General features: G+C 50.7%; 18 protein-coding genes. 9 read left to right on the forward strand and 9 right to left on the reverse strand.

The window, feature by feature from the left end; translation table 11 throughout:
• Positions 1-132: 132 nt before the first annotated feature.
• On the reverse strand, positions 133-1083 hold the full coding sequence (speB, locus tag VRZ32_RS03305) for an agmatinase (protein WP_414525021.1): 951 nt from the start codon (positions 1081-1083) through the stop codon (positions 133-135).
• Positions 1084-1765: 682 nt separating this feature from the next.
• On the opposite strand from speB, the gene VRZ32_RS03310 reads away from it, so the two are divergent.
• The 6 genes from VRZ32_RS03310 (at position 1766) to VRZ32_RS03335 (ending at position 6544) form a co-directional block, all read left to right on the forward strand.
• A complete protein-coding gene (locus VRZ32_RS03310) occupies positions 1766-2524 on the forward strand; it encodes a hypothetical protein (protein ID WP_414524159.1) in 759 nt (252 codons plus the stop codon).
• Between the two features lie 34 nt (positions 2525-2558).
• Complete coding sequence (locus tag VRZ32_RS03315; protein ID WP_414524161.1) at positions 2559-3038, forward strand: type III secretion system chaperone; 480 nt, start codon at positions 2559-2561, stop codon at positions 3036-3038.
• A gap of 212 nt (positions 3039-3250) precedes the next feature.
• Positions 3251-3577 carry a hypothetical protein gene (locus VRZ32_RS03320; RefSeq protein WP_414524163.1) on the forward strand — a complete coding sequence of 109 codons (327 nt, stop codon included), beginning with the start codon at positions 3251-3253 and terminating at the stop codon, positions 3575-3577.
• Between the two features lie 189 nt (positions 3578-3766).
• Positions 3767-4540 carry an NAD kinase gene (locus VRZ32_RS03325; protein WP_414524165.1) on the forward strand — a complete coding sequence of 258 codons (774 nt, stop codon included), beginning with the start codon at positions 3767-3769 and terminating at the stop codon, positions 4538-4540.
• 111 nt (positions 4541-4651) lie between these two features.
• Positions 4652-5548, forward strand: a complete 897-nt coding sequence (locus VRZ32_RS03330; RefSeq protein ID WP_414524167.1) for a hypothetical protein — start codon at positions 4652-4654, stop codon at positions 5546-5548.
• Positions 5549-5737: 189 nt separating this feature from the next.
• Complete coding sequence (locus tag VRZ32_RS03335) at positions 5738-6544, forward strand: carbon-nitrogen hydrolase family protein (RefSeq protein WP_414524169.1); 807 nt, start codon at positions 5738-5740, stop codon at positions 6542-6544.
• 56 nt (positions 6545-6600) lie between these two features.
• Here VRZ32_RS03335 and thrS read toward each other — a convergent pair whose 3' ends face one another.
• Positions 6601-8571 carry a threonine--tRNA ligase gene (thrS, locus tag VRZ32_RS03340; RefSeq protein WP_414524171.1) on the reverse strand — a complete coding sequence of 657 codons (1971 nt, stop codon included), beginning with the start codon at positions 8569-8571 and terminating at the stop codon, positions 6601-6603.
• Between the two features lie 51 nt (positions 8572-8622).
• Positions 8623-9045, reverse strand: coding sequence for a membrane protein insertion efficiency factor YidD (gene yidD / locus VRZ32_RS03345; protein ID WP_414524173.1), 423 nt, complete (start codon positions 9043-9045; stop codon positions 8623-8625).
• Positions 9046-9174: 129 nt separating this feature from the next.
• On the opposite strand from yidD, the gene VRZ32_RS03350 reads away from it, so the two are divergent.
• Positions 9175-10092 (forward strand): MipA/OmpV family protein, encoded by a 918-nt coding sequence (locus VRZ32_RS03350; RefSeq protein WP_414524175.1) that lies wholly within the window; start codon positions 9175-9177, stop codon positions 10090-10092.
• Here VRZ32_RS03350 and VRZ32_RS03355 read toward each other — a convergent pair.
• Positions 10086-10544: an iron-sulfur cluster assembly scaffold protein gene (locus tag VRZ32_RS03355; RefSeq protein WP_414524177.1), complete on the reverse strand. Its 459-nt coding sequence runs from the start codon at positions 10542-10544 to the stop codon at positions 10086-10088. The genes VRZ32_RS03350 and VRZ32_RS03355 overlap by 7 nt on opposite strands.
• A gap of 275 nt (positions 10545-10819) precedes the next feature.
• Here VRZ32_RS03355 and folE point away from each other — a divergent pair, with 275 nt between their 5' ends.
• Together folE and hisI are read left to right on the forward strand one after the other, a co-directional pair.
• Positions 10820-11455 carry a GTP cyclohydrolase I FolE gene (gene folE / locus VRZ32_RS03360; protein WP_414524179.1) on the forward strand — a complete coding sequence of 212 codons (636 nt, stop codon included), beginning with the start codon at positions 10820-10822 and terminating at the stop codon, positions 11453-11455.
• A gap of 91 nt (positions 11456-11546) precedes the next feature.
• A complete protein-coding gene (hisI, locus tag VRZ32_RS03365; RefSeq protein ID WP_414525022.1) occupies positions 11547-11966 on the forward strand; it encodes a phosphoribosyl-AMP cyclohydrolase in 420 nt (139 codons plus the stop codon).
• A gap of 41 nt (positions 11967-12007) precedes the next feature.
• Here the strand turns inward: hisI and VRZ32_RS03370 are convergent, their stop codons facing one another.
• The 5 genes from VRZ32_RS03370 to VRZ32_RS03390 all read right to left on the reverse strand — a co-directional run bounded on the left by VRZ32_RS03370 (position 12008) and on the right by VRZ32_RS03390 (position 15707).
• Positions 12008-12379: a hypothetical protein gene (locus VRZ32_RS03370; protein WP_414524181.1), complete on the reverse strand. Its 372-nt coding sequence runs from the start codon at positions 12377-12379 to the stop codon at positions 12008-12010.
• 169 nt (positions 12380-12548) lie between these two features.
• Positions 12549-12971, reverse strand: a complete 423-nt coding sequence (gene ndk / locus VRZ32_RS03375) for a nucleoside-diphosphate kinase (protein WP_414524183.1) — start codon at positions 12969-12971, stop codon at positions 12549-12551.
• A 120-nt stretch (positions 12972-13091) separates the two neighbouring features.
• Complete coding sequence (locus VRZ32_RS03380; RefSeq protein ID WP_414524185.1) at positions 13092-13745, reverse strand: glutathione S-transferase N-terminal domain-containing protein; 654 nt, start codon at positions 13743-13745, stop codon at positions 13092-13094.
• Between the two features lie 91 nt (positions 13746-13836).
• Complete coding sequence (locus VRZ32_RS03385) at positions 13837-14769, reverse strand: branched-chain amino acid ABC transporter permease (RefSeq protein ID WP_414525023.1); 933 nt, start codon at positions 14767-14769, stop codon at positions 13837-13839.
• A 50-nt stretch (positions 14770-14819) separates the two neighbouring features.
• Positions 14820-15707, reverse strand: a complete 888-nt coding sequence (locus tag VRZ32_RS03390; protein ID WP_414524187.1) for a branched-chain amino acid ABC transporter permease — start codon at positions 15705-15707, stop codon at positions 14820-14822.
• Between the last annotated feature and the right edge of the window lie 54 nt (positions 15708-15761).

Genomic DNA, 15761 nt, shown 5'->3' on the forward strand with positions numbered 1-15761 from the left:
TTCATAATAGCCGTTCATTTTCAATGCTTATATGACATCATATAGGATCGAAAAACGAAATCGTTTTCCAGCTTGATGCCATAAAGGGCACAGGGATGAGCCTGCAAGCCTCACTTGTCAAGAGCTGCCTTTTCAGCGCGCCTTTTCGGCAAGCACCTGTAGATAATGCTGAACGACAGTTGCACCCGCAATCGCGGTAATATCAGCGTGATCATAAGGTGGAGACACCTCAACGATATCCATCCCCCGCCAATCGAGATCACGTAGTTCCCACAACAGCATAAGGATATCAATACTCGCAAGCCCACCCGCAACTGGTGTACCTGTACCTGGAGCAAAAGCGGGATCGAGTACATCGATATCGAACGAGAGGTAAGCAGGGGCACTCCCCACCCTTTCCCGTACACGCTCCGCAAGGGCGGTTATGCCGAGCAATCGCGCTTCATATGCATCAATGATCTCGATGCCAAAATCATCCGGCGCTATACTGCGAATACCAATCTGGATCGAGCGCCCAGTATCGATCAGCCCTTCAGATTCTGCTTGTGTCACAAAAGTTCCATGCGATAGACCGCCGTCCGATTCCCAGGTGTCCTGATGCGCATCGAACTGCACCAATGCCAGCGGACCATGGATTGCCACGTGGGCCCGCAACAATGGCAATGTAATGGAATGATCGCCACCCAATGTAATAAGCTGGCATCCTGAAGTCAGGATATCCCCCGCTTGCGCTTCAATCAGTCCTGCCACCTGATCGAGGTGGCGATAGTCAAATGAGCAATCCCCCCAATCGACCACAGTGAGCGCATCAAAAGGATCAAGGCCAGAGGGAAACTGCGGATCACCATCGAAAATTGCAGAAGCACGCCGCAATGCCTGGGGGCCAAAACGCGTACCAGGGCGATTAGAGGTCGCACAATCAAAAGGCACGCCCCAAATAGTTGCGTCAACACCCTCAATATCACGGCTGAATCGTCGACGCATGAAAGATAAGGCGCCCGAATAGGTTGGCTCAGATGACCCGCCCCGTAAATCGCCAAGAAATGCATTATCGGTAGGACGCGGGCGGATAGGATCATCAATCACAGCAGCCTCCAGGTTTCTGGTTGTCTGGATCAATGATTTCACAAAAAAGGAAATTTGAAAGTGCAATCCATAGCAATGGCTCAACAAACAAGAAGTTCGGTCTCATAAAACAAATCTTCTTTTTTGCAAAAAAATCATAATTTCTATTTATTACATATAAATAAATCTCAATAAATCCGTATACGCCAATTTATTACATATAAAAAATTATAAATCACAAAATTATTTCACCATAAAAAATATCCTTTTTTGACGCAAAAACGCCCTTTTCTGTTTTGTTATTATGCGCTATTATGAACATGTTACTTTGATTGAACCTTTTAATTTTAAAGATTAACTTTTTTGCAGCAGGTGACATGATGAGTGAATTAGTTATACGTCATGAAAATGCCTTATTTTATTTCTGCCATTTTCCATATCAAATACTTAAAAAATTGGATTGCAAACAAGCTTTGCGGTTTTTCAAGCTAAGTGTGAGCTTGTTATTTTCTCCTCCGGGTTTCCGCATCCAACCGGCTATTCGCATAACGCATCCCAACAACATGCCAGCAACGGTTATCTTGAACGGAGGACAAAAGTAATGACCTTCCCCCCTTCACCAGCGAATTCCACCAGATCAACCAGTCACGGAGTAGAGCTCCAACCCCTGTCGCCACTAGCGTGCAATGACTTTAAAGGAATGAACACGCACGGCAGAGTTGTGCGGGACCTGACGCCAAACCTTCCTCTTGGCAATAGCACCTTAACTGCCTCTGAAGAGACCGAACTGGCTCGGCGCGTTGCCAGGTGGAAGGATTACGGGGCAGTTATCGGCGCAATCGTCGGCGTGACTACCTGCGTCGTTCTAGCGGCCGTTTCCTTTGGTGCGGCACTCTTTGGCACCCCTCTTGGCTTTGCCCTGGGCAAGGAATTAGGCGAAAGAATTGCTGGGCGCTGGGCCATTAGTCACCATACGCGCAATATCCTGGAAGAGCGCGCTATCCAAGAATACGGCACGCAAGGAAACGCGTTGGTTAATCAACAAAAAGACTTCGGTGTGGAGAATGCAAGGGGCACACATCTAGTTGGCAATGGACGTACAGCATCCATTGTTCCCGATTGGTATCAGTATGGCGGTCCAATTACTGTTCGCTCATTGGGCAATTACGGCTTACAGCTCCAGACTGGATGGAACACTTGGGAAGATGTAGAATTAGAAGGTCGCAAGGAAAACTCAAAAATAATCCTAACAGACTCAATGACATTCTCAAGAATTGAATTTCTGGGAAATGAAGCAAAGGTTAAAAATCATGAGGGCGACTGGGTTCTTCTGAAGAGAAAAATGCCAGAGATAAACACGGTCACACCATATTATGCTATGAATGCTGCTACACAATCATCTATGCTAGAACAAGATTCAAATTTTCAAACACTATTCATGGATCAACCAACACGATAACTCATTCCATAATAATAAATCAGGCAGGATAATGATGACCATTTTGGCGAACCACAATGATATGCTGAGGCAGTATGGTCTGGAAATTGGCCTCGAAAATCTGAGCTTTAACAACGATGGTGAAGCTGTTCTTGTATTCGATGATATTTTTGTTCGATTTATGTATGATGAACCCAAACAAATGATACTGCTGACTTCACCGGTTGTGTATGAAGCAATCACGCATGATGCGGATGTGTATGCCAGCCTTTTGGAGCTTAATCTCGTAGGCATTCTCAATGGGGCAGGATCAGTCGGGCTTGACCGTGAGATGAATGTACTCACTTTTGCGCATAACATCTCATTGATTGGCTTGGATCAAAATCGATTTAATCAGTTCGTCGACTCCTGCGTGGATCTAATCGATAGTTGGCGCAAGCTTATCAGCTCCGAGAGTTTTCCAAAAACAACTCAAGAGGCGCCCTCCCTTACCCAAACCCATGATACAGACAACATCGTTACAACACGCGTATAAGCGATCAGCTTTATCGTTGAAGAGAAGGGCATATTACCTCAGGCACCTTGGAATTTACCCCAAACATAATTATCTATCGAAAACGTGAGACGATGATGTCCTGTCCAGACGTGACTGGCACATAGGTTCACGGTATTGTCCGATTGGCGTTTTCCGATTAGCGCCTTATGTTTAGGCATAGCCTTAATGCCAATTCCTGAAGGTGGGCGTGTATGACGCAGGATCCTTTTCGTCGAGATCCATATGGTTTCGCGCGTACGCGCGTGATGCGACTGAACAAATGGCAGCTGGTATTAATATCAGCCCTGGCCTTGGCTGCTGTTCTTACCCTTGTGGTTGTAGCAGCGGGCGCTTTCTTAGTGCTGTTTCCCATTGTTCTTTTTGTAGGCTTGATTGCAGGCATGTTGTCACGTTGGCGCGGCTCCAAACCTGCGCGCGCGCCTCAGAACAGTGGAGCACGCGCTAACTGGCCACCTGAACAAATCATTGATGCTGAATACGTGATCCTCTCCGACAAAAGCCGCGATGAGAAACCATGATCCCTTGGATAAAAAGCGGATCACTTTCCTCCCTTGCGATAGATCAATAAGGACGGAATAAACTATCCGTCCCAATCGCGATTTTATGACCGGCAATGATTGCAAAAACCCTTCTTATCCATAGCAGGCAACAATGCGCCTGACGCATCATGGATTGTCATGTCAGCGCCCTCAACGTACAGTCGCGAAATGACAAAAAGTCCCTCAACGGTTGCATTCGTCGCTAGCGATACACCTGAAGCGCAAGCCGCCAAAGCGCGCCTTGAGACGATCTATGGTGCGCATGATCCTGATCATGCTGCTCTCGTTGTGGCACTGGGCGGTGATGGCCTGATGCTGCAGACGTTACATCGGTTCATGGGCACCGGCATCCCCATTTATGGAATGAACCGGGGCTCTGTCGGCTTCCTGATGAATGAATTTCGCGAAGACGCTCTTCTGGAACGTCTGACCAGCGCGGAACGTAGCGTCGTGCACCCCTTGCTTATGCATGCGCATGACATCCATGGCCGGAAATTCAGCGCTCACGGCATTAACGAGGTGTTCTTGTCGCGCCAAACATATCAAGCCGCGAAGATCAGGGTTTATGTTGATGAGAAAATCAGGCTCGACGAACTGATAGCTGATGGCATCATGGTGGCAACGCCTGCAGGCTCCACGGCTTATAATCTTTCGGCTAATGGTCCAATTCTACCTTTGAATGCTCCTTTGCTGGCTTTAACACCAATTTCAGCCTTTAGGCCTCGACATTGGCGCGGTGCACTATTGCCAGATCATGCGCGATTGCGGTTTGATGTGCTGGAAGCAGAAAAGCGGCCGGTAAACGCCGTAGCCGACCATACGGAAATTCAGTCTGTCGCCTATGTTGATATCGCTCTTGATCCTAATGTGGAGCTGGTAATGCTGCACGATCCGGGGCATAGCCTTGATGAGCGTATTTTGCGTGCGCAGTTCGGGTATTGAGTGATGATAAGAATCCGATTTTATCCAAGGCAGCCTTTGCAGCATATGGTTACAATTCAGCCTTTCAGGCCCATATTTGTACACCCCTTCGCGCATATATTGGCGATATTATTGGCGATATCCTCGCCGATGAAAGCGCATGCTCAAGAGCGTTATGAGGCACCAAAGGCTATTCCTATTACACCTATCCTGCCCATGGAAAGCACAGTTGGCGACTCGCCCCGCACCTTGCCTCAATCAATTCAGCAAGACTCGCGCGCGGTCTTTACTTTGTCACTGACTGCAACGCTGGCAGGCAGCCGCATTCCAATCCAATCCGGCCTGGTGTGGCGTATTTATGCTGCCGTTCCCGGGGCTGAGCCTGCACTGGTTTCAGAACTTATTGATGCAACGCCACGTCAGATCTTGCCGCAGGGCAACTATATCGTTCATGTTTCTTATGGCTTCGCGAGCGCCATGCAGCGATTTGCGCTTAATGCTGATACGGCATCGCAACTAGCAATCAGTGCGGGCGGCCTAAGGGTAACAGGCGTTGTTGGCCAGGATCCGATTGAGCCACAAGATCTGACCTATGCGGTTTACCTGCCTGAGCAAAACAACCCTGAAGGACGCCTTGTGGCTAATAACATCGCGTCTGGCGATACACTGCGCTTGCCAGAGGGAGATTATCATGTGGTATCGAATTACGGTACATCCAACGCGATTTCCCGGACAGATCTATCAGTGGAGGCAGGTAAGGTAACTGATGCAACAATCAATCACCGTGGCGCAAAGGTCACCTTGAAGCTTGTTGCGAATGAGGGTGCGGAGGCTTTTGCCGGTACGGCATTCAGCATACTCACACCAGGTGGCGACACTATTTACGAAGAAGTCGGCGCCTTTCCTTCCCTGATCCTGGCTGAAGGTGATTATGTTGTTGTTGCGCGCCATGAAGGGCAAGTTTATTCGCGTGAATTTACGGTTGAGAGTGGCGCAGATAGTGATATCGAAATTGTTGGACAGCAATAAAACGCAAAGAAGACGCTCTGCAATGCACCTTACAGCTACCCACGAAATGCAACAATTAAAATATCGTAAACAACAAATGCGTGATGCAGACTTTGTGATTATTATTTGAATATAACCCACTGCAATATTTTTATTAAATATGCACTACATGGGCTTGGCAGATCAGCTTAAAACAGTCACGATTCAGGGATGATAAATCCAGTAAGTCCCTTATCCATTGCGGTAGCGCAGAGCCATGTTTTTGCTGACGTTCATGCCAATGGCCGTCATGTGCGTGCCTTAATGCAGCGTGCGCATAATAAGGGCGCTCGTCTTATTCATTTTACTGAAGGCGCTCTGTCGGGGCGGGCGCGCAATCAAATCAACAATTGGCAAAGGGTTGATTGGGCTGCCCTTGATGCTGAGCTCGCGGAGACTGCCAGTTTTGCCCGCAAGCTGAAGCTGTGGACTGTAATTGGCTGTAATCATCGCTTACCCGCACCGCAAGAGCCTCATAACAGTCTCTACGTTATTTCAGATCATGGCGTAATCGTTACGCGCTACGACAAGCGCCTGTGCTCCAATGATGGCACCAGCCTTTGGTACACACCCGGATGGGCCTCCACGACCTTTATCGTTGATGGCTATCGTTTCGGGTGCGCGCTATCGACAGAGGTGCACTATCCGGAATTGTTTGCAGCTTATGAACGGCTTTCAACCGATGTTGTTTTGTTGTCGGCTTACCACGATGAGGCGATTTTCGCGATTGAATCGCAAGCTCACGCCGCCATCAATGCCCTATGGATTGGTATGTCGACGCCAGTCGAAACCAGTAAGGGACTGCCAGGGGGTATTATAGGCCCGGATGGTAATTTTCTCGCGCGAGCACGGCGAGGGCAAGCATCTGTAGTGATTGCCACCATCGATCATACGCGCCCTGAATACACCAAGGTGCGCAATCACCCGCGCTTCAAGCGCGCGCCTGAAAAGTTCAACCGGGATCGCATAGAGGCATAAGCGATCAGGCAATCGAGGCGCAGCAAAGGATGCCGCGCCTCGATTATTGATCAAGCTTACTCGGCAGCACTTTTTGCATGCTCAGCACGGCGCGCATCTGGCGTCATGCTCTCGCTCACCAGCATATTCAGCGCCTCTTCCAGCGTTAGCTGCTGTTGAGCCTGCGATCCCAACCTCCGGATTGAAACAGAGCGATTTTCGCCCTCCTTCTTTCCAACAACGATCAGCACCGGCACCTTTGCAAGCGAGTGCTCGCGCACCTTGTAGGTGATCTTTTCGTTGCGCAGATCCATTTCGACACGCAGCCCCAGCTTCTCGGCTTCCGCAGCAACTTCGCGTGCGTAGTCATCCGCATCCGAAGTGATGGTGGCCACCACGGCCTGAAGCGGCGAGAACCAAAGCGGGAAGTGCCCTGCAAAGTGCTCGATCAGAATGCCAAGGAAGCGCTCCATTGATCCACAGATCGCGCGGTGCACCATAACCGGCGTTTTCTTCTGCCCGTCCTGATCCACGAAAAAGGCACCGAAACGCTCAGGCAAGTTAAAGTCGACCTGCGTCGTGCCACACTGCCAGTCCCGGCCAATAGCATCACGCAGCACGTACTCGAACTTCGGCCCGTAGAAAGCCCCCTCGCCTGGGAAAATCTCGGTCTTGATGCGGTTGCCAGAGCGTGCGCGGATCATTTCCAGCACATTGCCCATAACCTCTTCCGCGTGATCCCACATCTCATCGGTTCCGACGCGCTTTTCCGGCCGCGTTGAGAGCTTCACAACGATGTTGTTCAGATCAAAGCCAAAATCAGCATAGGTCGTGAGGATGAGATCATTGATCTTCAGGCATTCGTCTGCAAGCTGATCCTCGGTGCAGAATACGTGCGCATCATCTTGCGTAAAGGCACGCACACGCATAAGACCATGCAGCGCACCTGATGGCTCGTAACGCGACACTGCACCAAATTCTGCAAGCCTTAGAGGTAGATCGCGGTAAGACTTAAGACCATGCTTGAATACCTGCACATGACCAGGGCAGTTCATGGGCTTGATGGCAAATACGCGATCATCTTCCGTTTGGGTGACGAACATGTTCTCGCGATACCAGGCCCAGTGACCTGAGGTCTCCCACATTGCCTTATCGAGAATCTGCGGCGTGTTAATCTCGCGATAATCGCCATGCAACCTGCGGCGCATATAGTGGAGCAGCTGCTGGAACATGGTCCAGCCCTTGTCGTGCCAGAATACAACGCCCGGCCCCTCTTCCTGGAAGTGGAACAGGTCCATCTCTCGGCCAAGCCTGCGATGATCGCGCTTTTCTGCCTCTTCCAGCTGGTGCAGGTAGTTATCGAGATCGGCCTGCGTCGCCCATGCGGTGGCATAGATGCGGGTCAGCATAGGATTATTGGAATCACCACGCCAATAAGCACCTGCAACCTTCATCAACTTGAAAGCAGTACCAATCTTGCCAACACTTGTCATATGCGGGCCACGGCAAAGATCGAGCCAATCGCCCTGACGGTAGATTTTCAGATCGTCACCAGCTGGAATGGCATCAACGAGCTCAACCTTGAACAGCTCCCCTTTATCGCGGAAGTAGGTCTTGGCTTGCTCGCGCGTCCATAATTCCTTGGTGAAAGGCGCATCACGGGCGATGATTTTTTTCATTTCCGCTTCGATGGCTTCAAAGTCATCGGGCGTGAATGGCTCGTTGCGTGCGAAATCGTAGTAGAAGCCGTTCTCGATAACGGGACCGATCGTCACCTGCGTGCCGGGCCACAGCGTTTGTACAGCTTCTGCGAGCACGTGGGCGCAATCGTGGCGGATCAGCTCAAGCGCGCGTGGGTCTTCACGTGTAAGGAACTCAATCCGTGCATCAGCATTGATTGCATCCGACAGATCACGCACTTCGCCATCGATCGCCATGGCAACTGTGCGCTTGGCGAGTGACTTGGCAATGCCTTCAGCAATTTCACGTCCACTGATGCCAGCTGCATATTCACGCGCTGCGCCATCGGGAAAAGTCAAAGTAATCATCAACAATCTCCAGCTCACTCCTGCGCACAAAGCAGGTAAGCGTTCACACGGTCATGGGATGGGTTTAGAACCAGATACCGAGGCATCGTCGCCATCCGTTCCGACGGCCTCGCAAATCATGGGCGTATCGTCCAGCGGTGGAGCATTCGTACCCCGCCAGCGCCCATAATTCCACGGCTTATACCATCGGTGTCCTTCCGGCAATGTATCAGGCACAAGATCAAGCCCCTGCGTCCCCAGCGGATGACAGCGACAGATACGTGCAAAGCCCATCCAGCCCCCTGGCCAGAAGCCATAACGCTCGATGGCTTCATCTGTATAGTAAGAGCAGCTTGGTAGATGTCTGCAGTGGCGTCCTAGTATGGAGGATAGGGTAAGCTGATAAGCGCGAATAAAAACATGCGCGACAGCAACGCCCGGGCGCCTGATAAGCTTGGAAAATAGTGATTTTTTATCGATGTACCGTTCGATCATAGTATGTATGGCTATCGTTTAATGCACATAAGATCGCGGATTTCTGCCACTTGCCGAAACATCTGAATTGCTAACCAATTGGTGAGCTTTATGCAACATAATCGCGTAAGTGAAACTTGGAGGAATGCCGTGTTGCGTTTTGCTTCCCCCGTTGCAAAGAGACTTGCCCTGACAATTGGCGCGCTAGGATTCAGCGCTATTGGTACGGCAGCTATTGCACAGGATTATGGTTACGATCAATATTCCGCAGATTACCAAACCGGCGAGCAAAGCGCCGGCTCGTTAGCGCCTTTCTTTTCACCGACCCCGGTGAAATCGGCTAAATGGATTGCGATCCTCAGTGCCAACGTCAATTATGGCCCCTCGTTCCGGGGCTCAGACAAATATGTCTATATCCCCTATCCAATGGTTAGTATCCGCCGGGGTGGAGAAGCGCGCCGTCCTGATATTCCAGGCGATGGGTTTGATATCGACCTGCTGAACAATGATTACGTCAGCTTTGGTCCTGTTGGCCGCTATCAGCCTGGGCGCTACTATTCGGACGATCGCAAGCTGTTTGGCCTGCGCAAGCTGCCATGGACGATCGAAGGTGGTGCATTCGCTGAAGTCTGGCCCACGTATAACCTGCGTGGACGTGTTGAATTCCGCCATGGCTTCCGCGATGAAGATGGCTGGGTAGCAGATCTGGCGGCGGACTTCGTGCAGCCTTTCGGTCAATTCCTATTCACCATTGGACCGCGCGCCACGTGGGGAAGCGATAAAACCGCGCGCAACACCTTTGGTATCACCCCAGGCGAAGCAGCGCTTAACAACATGGTCTTCCCGCAGCATGGGCTTTACACTTACAAGCCCCAGGGTGGATTCCAGAGTGCAGGCGCTGCTGCTTCATTAGGCTATCAAATCACCGACGAGTGGAGCACCACGGCTACCGCCTCCTACAGCCGGTTGATCGGCGATGCCGGCAAAAGCCCGATTGTCAGAAGGCTGGGAGACCGCAACCAGTTTAACATCAGCCTAAAAGCGGCCTACGCATTCGGCGTTTACTGATCAATAGAGACACTTACACCGGCGGGGAGCGCCCCCGCCTGTGTAAGCGCATCGGCAACAGCGTCGAAAGCGAGCATTGTTGATGCATGCCTTGCAGGATAATCACGCACCGGCGCAAGTGCTGCGAGTGGCGCCCAGCGCCCATCTGGTGGTGCACCGTTCTCTTTTAGCATGCGTCGCATTATTTCGCGCACCGCATGAATCTCCTCAGCCGTTGATCCGACCACAAGCTGCCCCATGATGGCTGCAGAAGCTTGCCCTAAAGCACAGGCACGCACCTCATGCGCAAAATCGCTTACCTTGCCATCCACCAACGCCAGATCGACCGTGATGACTGATCCGCACAACTTTGAGTGCGCCGTCGCAGTTGCATCGGGGTGATCAAGACGACCAAGATGCGGGATATTCGCAGCGAGGGCGAGTATCTGACGGGTGTAGATGTCATTTAACATGCGTCTGCTTTTTTCACGTCGAAGGCCACTTCAGCCTATGATACCATTTAGCTCTTGCATATGATGCGCGATAGGCGGTTTACTTGGCGTGCAGCCTCGCACATATACCGATAATCCAAGTCGATATGATATGGCATCATACCTACTTGTCTTAACCGTTATTGCGGCTGACACCTATATGCATATATATGAGTTTCTTTTGCAGGGTAAATCCTGTTTACGTAGGTTTAGAAATGGTCCGACCATCCGGGCCGGACAATTGCGGGAGGCACCACATGGATGCCGTGGTTAAGTCCTTGTCCGCGCGTCAGGCAAATATTGTCGACGCTGACAAGTCAGGTTCGGAAAAACCAACACGCGCTGAAGCGGAAGCAGCCGTGAGAACATTGCTACGCTGGGCTGGTGAGGACATCACCCGGGAAGGCCTCATCGACACACCCAAGCGGGTAGTGAAAGCCTATGAAGAGTTGTTTTCAGGCTATTCCCACAATCCAATTGAAGTTCTTGATCGTGTCTTCGAGGAAGTCGAGGGATACACCGACATCGTTTTAGTACGGGATATTCCGTTCTTTTCCCACTGCGAGCACCATATGGTGCCAATTATCGGCAAGGCTCATATTGGCTACTACCCGGCGCGGGGCGTTGTCGGGTTGTCAAAACTTGCGCGCGTGGTCGATGTATTCGCCCGTCGCCTTCAGACCCAGGAAGCACTAACCGCGCAGATTGCGGATGCAATCAATGAGGCGCTACATCCGCGTGGTCTTGCTGTGATGATTGAAGCTGAGCATATGTGCATGTCCATGCGCGGCATTCAAAAACAGGGAGCAACGACCATCACCACCCGCTTCAACGGAGCATTTGAAAATGATGCCGCTGAACAAGCCCGATTCCTCATGCTTGTGCGCGGCTAAAGCATCATAAATCCGCGTTAACTTACTGAAGCATATTAATAATGTGAGTTATCACTTTCCCCTTCAATACGGGATCACAGCTGTGAGCGAATTGCCCTTTCCATCTCCCGCTTCCGTCGACAAAAAAGCGATTGAGGAGAGTTTGCAGCTTATCCCGGCTTTCGATGCCAACGGACTTATCACCTGCGTCACCACCGATGCCGATAATGGCGACGTGCTGATGGTAGCGCACATGAACGCTGAGGCATTGCGTCGGACAATTGAGACGGGTGAAGCATGGTACTGGTCGCGCTCACGCCAGAAGCTTTGGCATAAGGGCGATACATCTGGCCAGATTCAGACTGTCGTTGAAATGCGCGTGGATTGCGATCAGGACGCAATCTGGATCAAGGTGCGCGTCGCAGGTGATGGTGGCTGTTGCCATACAGGAAGACGCTCATGTTTTTATCGTCAGGTGCCAATAACTCCGGGCACCCGAAACGATAAAATAATATTAAAAAGCAATACATAACAATATCATACAGCTAATCATTCATGCTATTTATGAATGTTTTATAAACTGCATTTAAGCTGCGCTTCCTCAGCTTTAGGCCTTGCGCTGGCATTATAAACGCCACTTTGGCGAAATGCATCCAGCTCCTCACCGGTCATATCAGCTGTTATACGACGGGCATAACAACTGCAACGCTCGGAATATGATGATTTCGTTTCTGTAGCACGGCCCCACTCGCGCAATACGCAACTATCAAGAATGTGCGTGCGGATTTGATCAGCGCTTGCATATGTCAGACCGATATCTGACTGAGGCTGCTGCGGCGCTGTTGCACCTGCATATACAGCCTGCGTGCCAGGAACCATCGATAAAAAAACAAGCCCCGCCAGCATTTTCCGTGTGGGGTCAGTAAGAGAGAATCCCATCGTCATGCCTTTTTCTATTATTTCTCGCTTTAAGCTGGCATCGCGATGAACATTTGGAAATCTCAAAACCTGCAAGAAAGACCGAAATGCAGAAATTGCTAACAAAATAAAAAGCGTGGCCCTTTATCAAGAGCCACGCTTTTTAGAATTTTCATGCAGACTATACAATCAGGTATTAGCCAACGATCTCGTTGCCAGCGAAGAACTGTGCGATTTCAACCTGCGCAGCCTCTGGCGAATCTGAACCGTGCACCGAGTTCTCGCCAACCGATACTGCAAACAGCTTGCGGATCGTGCCTTCAGCAGCGTTTTCAGGGTTCGTTGCACCCATGACTTCACGATACTTCGCGATTGCATCTTCACCTTCGAGAACCTGCACAACAACTGGAGCAGAGATCATGAAGTCAACGAGTTCTCCAAAGAAAGGACGAGCGCTGTGAACAGCATAGAACGTCTCAGCCTGCTGACGGGTAAGCTGAATACGCTTCTGTGCGACGATGCGCAGACCAGCCTTTTCGATCACAGCGTTAACTGAACCGGTGAGGTTACGTTCGGTTGCGTCGGGCTTGATAATGGAGAAAGTGCGCTCAAGAGCCATGATAATACCGTTAAAACCTTATGTTATCGATAGGTAAACGGCTTATAGCGGTATGATACGTCGCCCACAAGACAACTGATGTCATTGTTGCTACGAAATTCAGGCTACATGAGCACTTTTCTACGATTTTAGAGGTTCTGCACTTAATGCAAGCCCCTTTTGGACAGCAGGTCGCGCCAGAACAGCCTCAAGCCAACGCTTCATATGCGGGAAAGCTGCAATATTCTGCCCCTGCCGTTCCCACATCTTGCTCCATCCTATGCATGCAATGTCCGCGATTGAATATTCTCCCGCAAGATATTCGTGCTCTGCCAGGCGCCGATCAAGCACACCATAAAGGCGTGTGACTTCTTTTGTATATCTTTCAATACCATAAGAAATTTTTTCAGGAGCAAAAATGCGAAAATGATGCGCCTGCCCTGCCATTGGCCCAAGCCCACCAACCTGCCAGAACAGCCACTCCTCAACGGCCACCCGCGCCCGCTCCTCTGTTGGATAGAGCTTGCCGGTCTTGCGACCAAAATATTGCAAAATCGCTCCCGATTCGAAAACCGAGATTGGTTTGCCACCCGGTCCATCGTGATCAACAATTGCAGGAATGCGATTGTTCGGTGAGATGGCTAAAAACTCTGGCTGGAACTGCTCATTCTTGCCAATATTGACAGGATTTACCCGGTACGGCAGTCCGATCTCCTCCAGCATAATGGAGATTTTCCACCCATTGGGAGTTGGCCAGTAATAAAGATCAATTGGCTGTTTTGCGCTCTCGCCCATGACGTGCCCTCCTATTTCTCGGCATCTTGGCTATTATGCTAGCATGATGCCGATCAGGTGGACTTGCGCAATGGCACATCACAGCCAATCATTACAACGGTCTTTTTATCCAACGCGATAGCACGCCTATGATGCCTTCGCGAAACAGCATCACGCAGATCACGAATACAATACCTTGTACAATAGGAACCCACGCGCCAAGTGTTGCGAGATAGTTCTGCATCGACACAACAACAATAGCGCCGATAGCAGGCCCAAAAATCGTACCGAGCCCGCCAACAAGTGTCATCAGCACCACTTCACCTGACATCGTCCAATGCACGTCGGTGAGGGATGCCAGCTGGAAGACAATCGCTTTAGTGCCACCTGCCAGGCCAGCTATTCCCGCTGACAAAATGAACACGGCCAGTTTGTAACGCGCCGTGCGATAACCCAGCGAAATTGCGCGCGGCTCATTGTCTCTGATAGCGCGCAAAACCTGCCCGAATGGCGAATGAATGATGCGGAAAATCAGTAAAAACCCGATAAGAAAGATGGTCGCTACAACGTAATACAACGTCATATCATCCCCGAGGGGTAGCACACCAAATAGCGAGCCCCGAGGCACGGATTGAATGCCGTCCTCTCCGCCTGTGAACCTGGCTTGCAAGCATATGAAGAAAACAAGCTGTGCCAGCGCGAGGGTAATCATTGTGAAGTAGATGCCTTGCCGGCGAATGGCGAGACCGCCAAATATCGCGCCAAGAACCACCGCTGATGCTGTGCCGAGTAATATGGAAACTTCTGGCGTCAGCCCCCACACTTTGGCTGCATGCGCGCTAACATAGCTGGCAAAACCAAAGAATGCCGCATGTCCAAACGATAACAGCCCGCCAAACCCCAGCAAAAGATTCAGTGCCGATGCAAACAATGCAAAGCACAACACTTTCATCAGGAAGACAGGATAAAAGATATAAGGTGCAGCAAGCAGGACAACAACAAGCGCAACGAACAGAATACCGAAAAACACCGCTGAGCTTTTCATCTGATCAACAGGTGGAGATGCCGTGCCAGCAACGTCATGAGTGGTGGTCATCAGGCAGCCCTCCCGAACAGTCCAGCAGGCTTCACCAGAAGCACCAAAATCATAATGATAAAGATAACGGTTGAGGAAGCCTCAGGATAGAACACCTTTGTCAGCCCCTCAATAATACCAAGGCTGAAACCGGTGACGATTGATCCCATAATCGATCCCATACCCCCGATAACAACCACAGCAAACACGACAATAATCAAATCAGCGCCCATGTTTGGGTTCACGGAATAGATTGGCGCAGCCAAAACGCCAGCGAAGGCAGCAAGCCCCACACCCACACCATAAGTCAATGTGACCAACAGTGGCACGTTAATGCCGAACGCCTGCACCAGAGTAGCATTTTCGGTTGCCGCCCGCAGATAAGCGCCAAGTCGTGTCCGCTCAATAACAAACCACGTCACCAGACATACAGCGAGCGACGCCAGCACCACCCACGCCCGATAATTGGGCAGGAACATGAATCCAAGGTTCCGTCCCCCTCCCAGCTCCGCCGGAATGCCATAGGGAAGCCCCGAAACCCCATATTGATTGCGAAACACCCCCTGTATGATCAGCGCTAAACCGAAAGTCAGCAGCAGACCGTATAGATGATCGATATTCTGCAACCGCGATAGAAATAGTCGCTCTATGAGAACGCCCGTTGCGCCGACCACAATCGGGGCAATCAGCAGCGCCCACCAATAACCGATACCTGCATATTGCAAGAGCATCCATGCCACGAAAGCGCCCATCATATATTGGGCCCCATGGGCGAAATTGATGATGTTGAGCAGACCAAAGATAACTGCCAGCCCAAGGCTCAGCACCGCATAAAACGATCCATTGATCAGCCCCAACAAGAGCTGTCCAAATAGCACCTGAGGTGAAATGCCAAGAAGTTCGAACATCGATACGCCTTTCAGCGATAGACGCTGCTTGATAAATACGGGCGCTCAATTACA

Source organism: Pseudochelatococcus sp. G4_1912, assembly GCF_047501465.1.
Classification (GTDB): domain Bacteria; phylum Pseudomonadota; class Alphaproteobacteria; order Rhizobiales; family Beijerinckiaceae; genus Pseudochelatococcus.

Excerpts from the sequence above, each read along its gene's own strand:
- ndk (WP_414524183.1), bottom strand. The coding sequence starts at position 12,971 with ATGGCTCTTGAGCGCACTTTCTCCATTATCAAGCCCGACGCAACCGAA.
- VRZ32_RS03335 (WP_414524169.1), top strand. The coding sequence starts at position 5,738 with ATGATAAATCCAGTAAGTCCCTTATCCATTGCGGTAGCGCAGAGCCAT.
- folE (WP_414524179.1), top strand. The coding sequence starts at position 10,820 with ATGGATGCCGTGGTTAAGTCCTTGTCCGCGCGTCAGGCAAATATTGTC.
- VRZ32_RS03390 (WP_414524187.1), bottom strand. The coding sequence starts at position 15,707 with ATGTTCGAACTTCTTGGCATTTCACCTCAGGTGCTATTTGGACAGCTC.
- VRZ32_RS03370 (WP_414524181.1), bottom strand. The coding sequence starts at position 12,379 with ATGACGATGGGATTCTCTCTTACTGACCCCACACGGAAAATGCTGGCG.
- VRZ32_RS03320 (WP_414524163.1), top strand. The coding sequence starts at position 3,251 with ATGACGCAGGATCCTTTTCGTCGAGATCCATATGGTTTCGCGCGTACG.
- yidD (WP_414524173.1), bottom strand. The coding sequence starts at position 9,045 with ATGATCGAACGGTACATCGATAAAAAATCACTATTTTCCAAGCTTATC.
- VRZ32_RS03355 (WP_414524177.1), bottom strand. The coding sequence starts at position 10,544 with ATGTTAAATGACATCTACACCCGTCAGATACTCGCCCTCGCTGCGAAT.
- VRZ32_RS03315 (WP_414524161.1), top strand. The coding sequence starts at position 2,559 with ATGACCATTTTGGCGAACCACAATGATATGCTGAGGCAGTATGGTCTG.
- VRZ32_RS03325 (WP_414524165.1), top strand. The coding sequence starts at position 3,767 with ATGACAAAAAGTCCCTCAACGGTTGCATTCGTCGCTAGCGATACACCT.
- VRZ32_RS03385 (WP_414525023.1), bottom strand. The coding sequence starts at position 14,769 with ATGAAAAGCTCAGCGGTGTTTTTCGGTATTCTGTTCGTTGCGCTTGTT.
- VRZ32_RS03380 (WP_414524185.1), bottom strand. The coding sequence starts at position 13,745 with ATGGGCGAGAGCGCAAAACAGCCAATTGATCTTTATTACTGGCCAACT.
- VRZ32_RS03310 (WP_414524159.1), top strand. The coding sequence starts at position 1,766 with ATGAACACGCACGGCAGAGTTGTGCGGGACCTGACGCCAAACCTTCCT.
- thrS (WP_414524171.1), bottom strand. The coding sequence starts at position 8,571 with ATGATTACTTTGACTTTTCCCGATGGCGCAGCGCGTGAATATGCAGCT.